This is a genomic window from Paracoccus acridae, assembly GCF_014642735.1.
Lineage (GTDB): Bacteria > Pseudomonadota > Alphaproteobacteria > Rhodobacterales > Rhodobacteraceae > Paracoccus > Paracoccus acridae.
This window is the reverse complement of sequence record NZ_BMIV01000041.1, coordinates 1-7,587: the sequence shown is the minus strand read 5'-3', so window position 1 is coordinate 7,587 and position 7,587 is coordinate 1. Positions and strand designations below refer to the sequence as shown.

Genomic DNA, 7,587 nt, shown 5'->3' with positions numbered 1-7,587 from the left:
CAGGGTTTCTGGCAAAAGCATACGAAACCCTGCAATTCAAAGCCAACAAAACCGCAGCTTCAGCACACAAAATCAATGCAGTAGAAGTTGTTCAGGCCGGACTAAATAGGACGGTCAATAAAGATCGTATTATCTGGATGCGCTCCTAAGTGCGTGAATAGTTGCTGATAGTTTCTGTTCATACGGACGGACGTCGCAACTGCAACATCAATACCCAGTTGGCGAAGCGCCCATAGCCGGGTAACCGCTTCAAGAAGAACATGACCATATACACCAGGCCTATCTGTATCTGCAAAGAAAATGGGTTTATCCAATTGATAGGTATCTAAGGAAGTAATAGGGTATTTCAGTTGAAACTTATCCGTTTTTGGAAGACGAATTATCCCCCCCATGGGTCTTGCTTTTTTCCCGAAGGAAGGTGTAACTCAAAATTTGAGAGGTGTATGCATCGAGAGCGACGTTCCTTGGGAGAAGAATAACATCCCTTGCCTCGTACACTGCAAGTTCCGGTGGTGCGTGAATATTCGATAAAACCTCATCCGACAGGGGCAGTGAAAGACGCCCATATACTGCGGGGTATATATAAGGACGTGGCTTAGGTGCAGGTATGATGAAGATAGACAGAGACTCTCTGTAGCGTCGTGCGAGTCTCCAAGGCTGAGGTTTGAGAGTGACCGATTTTACTTGATAGGGCGCGCGATATGGCACCAAGAACGCCGGGCAATATCTGCTTAACCTCAGAAATTTAATTCTATCGCTGATAAAGACCGCTAAGCGATCTTGAAGCCAAGAAAAGACGCTCTTTAGAGCATATTTTTCTTTGTCTTTAATCAAGATTCCATCAGTCTTTTGAAGTGTCGCACCAAGAGTAAGAGGCCGAAGAGCAAAGCGATTGACCCAATCAGCGCCACATATCCAGGACTAAGATAATCACCGTTATAGGTCGGGTACAAGCTTTGCCGCGCCATTCCTACGATGTGAACCAGAGGATTGTACCATAGCACGTCCTGTGCCGCCTTTGGAATAGAGTTAAACATAAAGAAAACTCCAGAAATAAGAAACAACGGGCGCGTTGCAATTGACCATACTCGCTCATAAACTGGGAAAGATGTCATAATAAAACAATTTAGTGTACCAACGCCAGCGGCAAGGAGAATTCCAAGTCCTAAAGCCAAGGATAGTGTTCCAATGTCCATCCAGAAAGGCATCCCATAAATAAAAAACACTCCCGTTACAATTACTATAAAGACAATTATATCTGTCAATCCATTTAGAATTAGTCTCGCCGCGAGCATATCAATAAAGCTTACGCAAGGATAAGCCATAAACGGCTTCGAAAAATTCACTGATCGGGCGATCTTTTGCGACAGTGAATTAAACATCGCAAACGGCAAGTACCCGCTGGCATAGAAAAGCGCGAAATTGTCGCCGATCGGGGGCTTGCGTAAAGCCAGTGAAAAGACGACGGACAGGAGAGCTATTCCTAGAACAGGGTCGAGGATAGCCCAAAGGTAGCCGCCGACAGATCGTCCGTAAGTTGTCGCCATCTCTCGAAGCATCAGTGCGAAGACCGTCCGCCCCATCTGGAAGCGGGGCCGCTTTCGAACATGGTGAAGTTGTCCAGCAGAAGGAGAAGTATTGGCGTTCATATGAGAGTAAGCAACTGGTCTTGGCACCTTCGACCCTGTAACAAGGCTGCAAGCTCGGAACAACCGGAAGCACCCTAACGTGAACCAGACTGTATCACTGGACAAGAGCGTACCCAAGCCCGTGAACGCTCCAGAGACGTCAGCGGCGGAAACCAGCGCGCAGAAGCCCAAGCCGCCAGCCATGGCTGCTAGGCTGGAAGGGCGCCACAAACTAGTGCTGCTGTCCTTCATCGTCGTGGTGATACTGCCGACGCTTGTCAGCGCATGGTATCTATGGGGCCGTGCAGAAGATCAGTATGTCTCGACGGTAGCCTTTTCGGTCCGCAAGGAAGAGGCGTCCCCTTCAGTTGATATCCTCGGCGGAATTACACAGCTAACCGGCGGAACTACCGCTTCTGATACAGACATTCTTTACGACTTTTTGAGGAGTGAGGATATCGTTGCAAGAATTGACAGGTCAATCGATCTGCGCAGTCGGTTCTCCAAAGCTTGGCCTGCGGATCCGGTGTTTGCTCTAGATCCCTCTGGCTCAATTGAAGACTTGGCCAAATACTGGAGGCGGCAGGTTCGTGTTTTGTATGATACTTCAACCAGGCTTATTACTCTAGAGGTTGCGGCCTTTACTCGCGAAGATGCTTTTGAAATAGCCACGGCTGCTTTCGATGAAAGTAGCCGTACTATTAACCGCTTGTCTGATATTGCTCGTGAAGATGCAACGCGTTTCGCGCGCAACGAACTAACCCGCGCTCAAGAGCGCCTGACTGAAACGCGGCAAGCCTTGACGGCTTTCCGTATACGGACACAGATCGTTGATCCTATGGCAGACTTGGCAGGCCAGATGGGGGTCCTGAACTCTTTGCAAGCTAAGCTGGCTGAGGCCTTAATTTCGTTAGATACGTTGCGGGAGAACGCACAACCTGACGATCAGCGGATTATTCAAGCCGAGAAGACGATCAACGCAATTCGCTACCGGATTTCCGAGGAGCGCGCAAAGGTGGGAGCTGAGGGAGAGGGCTCTGGAGGCGAAAGCTATGCACAACTACTTGCGGAGTACGAAAAGTTAGCCGCTGATATGGAGTTTTCGGAAGCTTCCTTCCGTTCAGCACAAGCATCATATGATGCTGCTATTGCTGAAGCTCAAAGGCAGTCAAGATATTTGGCTGCACACATAGAACCAAAAATTGCAGAGGCTTCCGTTGCCCCTGATAGGTTCTGGTTTCTAGGAAGTGTCTGGGGCGTAGCCTTGTTGATCTGGTCTATTGGTTTGTTGATATACTACAGCATTCGTGACCGGCGCTGACATGATAGCTTTAGAAAATCTCACAAAAATATACACCCGCAACGGAGTTCGGACCATTGTGGCAGACCAAATCAACGCTGTATTTCCTACAGGGCATTCGGTAGCTCTTCTTGGAAGAAATGGTGCTGGAAAGTCCAGCTTACTGCGGATGATTGCTGGCACAATGCTTCCAACGTCAGGAAGAATACTCAGCGACGGCACTGTTTCATGGCCTGTGGGTTTTGCTGGGAGTTTCCATAATGAGCTTACAGGGGCGCAGAATGTGAGGTTCGTTGCGCGAATCTACGGTGTAGATACAGATGCTCTTGTAGACTACGTAGCAGACTTTTCTGAATTAGGCGAAAGCTACCACAAGCCATTTGGAACTTACTCTTCGGGTATGAGATCTAGGTTGGCAATGGGGGCTAGTATGGGAATCGATTTCGATACCTATTTGGTCGATGAGGTTACCAGCGTGGGGGATGCCGCATTCAAGGAAAAATCCGAAGTTGTGTTCAGAGATAGAATGAAAAATGCAAGTTCCGTGGTTGTCAGTCACTCCATGCCGTTTGTCAGAAAAACGTGCACCATGGGAGCTGTCTTACATAAAGGAAAGCTAACACTATTCAATAAAGTTAATGATGCAATATCATATTACGAAAAAATGTCTAGAGAGCAGTCCTAGTATGTCCAGGCAACCTTTTTCTATGTTGATGTGGAAGGGCATTGTTGCAGAACTCGGCCTGCCGCAGGTTTCACGCGGTCGATTTGGTAGGTTAAGCGTGCTTGCATGACAAAGCCCGACCCTGTTCGCTATCGCACGACGAACTGGAAGCCCTACAATGCTGCCCTGAAGCAGCGCGGCTCGCTGCTGATCTGGCTGGACAAGGACATGGCGTGGATGGCGATCAGGGAGGGGCGTCCTAGCCGGCCGCCCGTGTTTTCCGACGCTGCGGTCCAGTTCTGCCTGATGGTGAAGGTACTCTTTGGTCTTACGCTTCGGCAAACCACTAGCATGGTGGCCAGCATCGTGGCAATGGCAGGGATCGACTGGCCGGTGCTGGACTTTTCCACACTGATCCGCCGGCAGAAGACCCTTGCTGTGCAGGTCACCCACCGCCGCGGACCGGGGCCGCTGAACCTGCTGCTCGACAGCACCGGGATCAAGTTTCTGGGCGGAGAGTGGCTGACGCGCAAGCACGGCCCGCACCGCAGGCGCCAGCATCGCAAGGTTCACCTGGCCATGGACACGGCTACCGGTGACATCCGGGCGGTGGAATTCACCTCAAGGCGTGAGGGAGACAGCCCGGTTCTGCCGGGCCTTCTGGATCAGATCCCACCCACCGAACAGATTGGCACCGTGACCGGCGACGGCGCCTTTGACACTCGGCGTTGTCACACCGCAATCATGGATCGCGGCGGCACGGCCATCATCCCGATCCGCAGGAACGGACGCCTGTGGAAGGAGGACTGCCCTGCCGCCCGTGTCCGCAACGACATCCTTCGCGCGAGCAGGCGCTTTGGTCGGGCAAACTGGAAGCATTGGTCCGGCTATCATGTGCGAAGTCGGATCGAGGTGAGAATGCCCTCGCAGGTTCGCTCGAACCTGTGGCGCTGGACCTGCTCGACCTCAAATCCTTCGGCGAGCGAAGCGTCTCGCGAGACCCAAACAGGCAAACGGCCGAAGTCCACATCCGCATCGCACTCATGAACCGCTTCAACGCACTCGGCACCGCCGAGATCAGGCGCGTGGTATAACAGTAGCGGGGTAAGGGGAATCACCTCTCAATCCCGAGTTCTGCAACAATGCCCACCAGGAAGTAGGCAATCATCTTAACAGCTGATTCCCGGGCCCTGCTCCTTGATAATGTCAAAAGGTCAATTATTTCGCTATGTCATGGCTTAATATTTTCACTGCAGGACTTAATCGAGCGCATCGATTGCTTGGTCGCCTTGGTGTAATCTTGCAATACGAAGGTGTCATCGGGATTTACGACCGGATTCGCTATCCGAAACCCTTCTGGCGCCGATATTACCCGCTATCGCTAATGAGGGGGCCAGTCCTTATCGAGGGCAGCGATCCTAGTGCTCGAGAACAGATCTCCCTTTCCCTTCAGAAGGCTGGTCTTTGCCAAAGCGCATCACTTCCCAGCGAGTATATGGAGATCATCAAGATTAACCCCCTAATCAACGATGCACACCATATCTCTGAAAAAGATACTCTGATTTTTATCGGGCCGCAAAAACTTTCTATGCCGGACCTATTACCTGCGGCACGACGTTGTCGCGCGGTGCTGAGCGATTGCTCCAACATCTTGCAAAGCTTGCAACAGCATATTCCCTCTGAAAAGGTTTTTTCTTTGAAAGGACCCCATGCTTTAAACGAAGGAATAACCCGCTATTTAATAGCTACTCGGACCATTCAGACGCGGCATCAACACTGGGATACCTTTTCCGACTTACACGAACTGCCATTACGGCCTCGCATCTGCCTGAGCTTACCAGAAACTATTGAGAGGCGTCGAAATTTCATCTCAATTGATCCAGGTGGATTCAGGATTTTTGATGGAATAAAATATACGCCGGGCTGGATTGGGGCGGCTGTTAGCTTTCGCATTATGGCGCAAGCTTGCCTCGATCAAAAAGTGGGCCCTGCGCTGTTTTGCGAAGATGATATTGAGTTTGCACCTGACTTCGAGAAACGCCTGCATGTTGTCCAAACCTATCTTGAAAGTTGTGATTGGGATGTGTTTTCAGGTTTAATAACAGATTTCGGCCCTGATTACGTTATTACGAGGGTTACACATTTTGGCGGGGAAGTCTTTGTTCATTTGAACCGATGTGTCGGCATGGTGTGCGGGATTTACAACCACAGGGCCTTAATGAGGCTTGCCTCTTGGACCGATGACATCCAACTCGCTATAGACCGTTATTTGGAAGCTTCCGAGGGATTAAAGGTTGTAACCACCTTGCGTTTTTTGGTTGGACACAGTGATAGTCTGAAATCATCAATATGGCATTTTAATAACGAGAGATATAATAATATGATCAAAAATAGCGAACTTAGACTAAAGAGCTTGGTAAGGGATTATGAGAAAAAAAACGAATAGCCGTATTTTCGCTCGGTACATGTCATCGTAACGTCAAGAAAGTGTCCTATAATTAATAAAAATTACTGTTAGTCTCTTCATGGGAAATTACGCAGGATCTTGATGGTGCCTCGCCCTAGCTTTGAAGAAATTAAAGACTTCAACAATGAAGTTGATCGCGCATGCAGATCGTTTTGCGAAAAACAAAGGAAAACAGGTTTTTTATCTGTAAATGTTTTCCAAGAATATTGGCGCATGATTATTAATGTAAGATTTTTTAGTTAATAAAACTCATCATATATCCACTTAGGCTCCAGACCCATTGCTTTTGAGCGCTTTGCGTGATTCAGGCTTCGAAAGGAGACCTGATCCGTGGCCATCCTCCGGGCCGAAGCGGCGGGAGCAAGCGATCCGGAGGGAAGCAATGATGGACGGTGATCTCCTTCCGCCGGCCATCTTGCAGCAAGGCGGTATTCTATGTGCGTCAATCAGCCCAAGCCCAAGTCGAACTCAATACCAAGGTAAACGGCGGCTGAACCCCACATTGTCTGGCTGAGGCGGTGCTGCGAAGTCCTTTTCATCGGCTGATGGGGAGTGCGTTTCGCAATGTGTGCCAAGAATTCGTTTCTCACTTCTCTGGGCGTCGAGATTTATGCGACGGGGCATCGCCGGTGGCCGGATGAGGTGAAGGCTCGGGTAGTAGCCGATACGCTGGAGCCCGGAGCCACGGTGAACGCGGTGGCGGATCGCTATGGAGTGCAGCCGAACCAGTTGTCGGCGTGGCGGCGGATGGCCAAGCAAGGCAAGCTGGTGCTGCCAGCTATAGCACCTGGCGAGCCGGTCTTTGCGCCGCTGGTGGTTTGCGATCCATCGCCTGCTGTCCGTTCCTGCGACGGGTGCCCAGCAGACGAGCGGATCACGATCATTATCGATGAGGTGAGGCTCGAGTTGGCCGCGGATACGCCGGCCGTTCGGCTGGCCGAGATCGTTCGTGCCCTTGGAGCCGCCGGATGCTGATGCCGTCGCAGGGCATGAGGATCCTGGTGGCGACAAAGCCGGTAGACTTCAGGAAGGGGCACGACGGATTGGCGGCACTGGCGCAGTCGATGCTGGCAGAGGATCCCTTCACCGGCTCGATCTTTGTGTTCCGCTCCAAACGCGCTGACAGATTGAAGTTGCTGTTCTGGGACGGCAGCGGCCTGGTTATGGCCTACAAGCGTCTCGAGGCCGACAGCTTCACCTGGCCGGCGGTCCGGGATGGCGCCATGACGTTGAGCCGCACACAGTTCGAGGCGCTTTTTTCCGGCCTTGACTGGCGCCGGGTTCGGCCTCTGGAGATCTCAAGGCCATCTGTGTCAGAATGACTTTCACACAATAAAAAGCATGATATTACAGTCAGATCAGGCTATATTGGTGGCATGTCCGCCGCCCCGCCTATCGATCTTTCCGCCATTCCTGAAAGCCAATGCGTATTCCACGGCATCCGACCGCTTATTCCAGCAACATCCGACCAGCCGTTCCACGATCATCCGACCGGTCGGCGGTAGCGGTCTGAGGCAAAGTCTTCATG

At 51.1% G+C, this 7,587-nt stretch carries 6 protein-coding genes and 1 pseudogene; 6 read left to right on the top strand and 1 reads right to left on the bottom strand.

All coding sequences use genetic code 11. The features are described 5' to 3' along the window. Positions 1-830 precede the first annotated feature (830 nt). A complete protein-coding gene (locus IEX25_RS19255; protein ID WP_229665499.1) occupies positions 831-1,649 on the bottom strand; it encodes an ABC transporter permease in 819 nt (272 codons plus the stop codon). Positions 1,650-1,728: 79 nt separating this feature from the next. On the opposite strand from IEX25_RS19255, the gene IEX25_RS19250 reads away from it, so the two are divergent. From IEX25_RS19250 to tnpB, 6 genes and pseudogenes are all read left to right on the top strand, one after another. After that, a complete protein-coding gene (locus IEX25_RS19250; RefSeq protein ID WP_229665497.1) occupies positions 1,729-2,949 on the top strand; it encodes a KpsE/RkpR family capsule polysaccharide export protein in 1,221 nt (406 codons plus the stop codon). Position 2,950: 1 nt separating this feature from the next. After that, positions 2,951-3,613 (top strand): ABC transporter ATP-binding protein, encoded by a 663-nt coding sequence (locus IEX25_RS19245; RefSeq protein ID WP_188717311.1) that lies wholly within the window; start codon positions 2,951-2,953, stop codon positions 3,611-3,613. 105 nt (positions 3,614-3,718) lie between these two features. Continuing rightward, positions 3,719-4,686: pseudogene (locus IEX25_RS19240) on the top strand (IS5 family transposase). Positions 4,687-5,087: 401 nt separating this feature from the next. After that, complete coding sequence (locus tag IEX25_RS19235) at positions 5,088-6,038, top strand: glycosyltransferase family 25 protein (protein ID WP_188717305.1); 951 nt, start codon at positions 5,088-5,090, stop codon at positions 6,036-6,038. A gap of 573 nt (positions 6,039-6,611) precedes the next feature. Next, positions 6,612-7,034 (top strand): IS66-like element accessory protein TnpA, encoded by a 423-nt coding sequence (tnpA, locus tag IEX25_RS19230; protein WP_229665495.1) that lies wholly within the window; start codon positions 6,612-6,614, stop codon positions 7,032-7,034. Continuing rightward, complete coding sequence (gene tnpB, locus IEX25_RS19225; RefSeq protein WP_188717303.1) at positions 7,028-7,381, top strand: IS66 family insertion sequence element accessory protein TnpB; 354 nt, start codon at positions 7,028-7,030, stop codon at positions 7,379-7,381. The genes tnpA and tnpB overlap by 7 nt, the downstream gene beginning before the upstream one ends. Positions 7,382-7,587 lie beyond the last annotated feature (206 nt).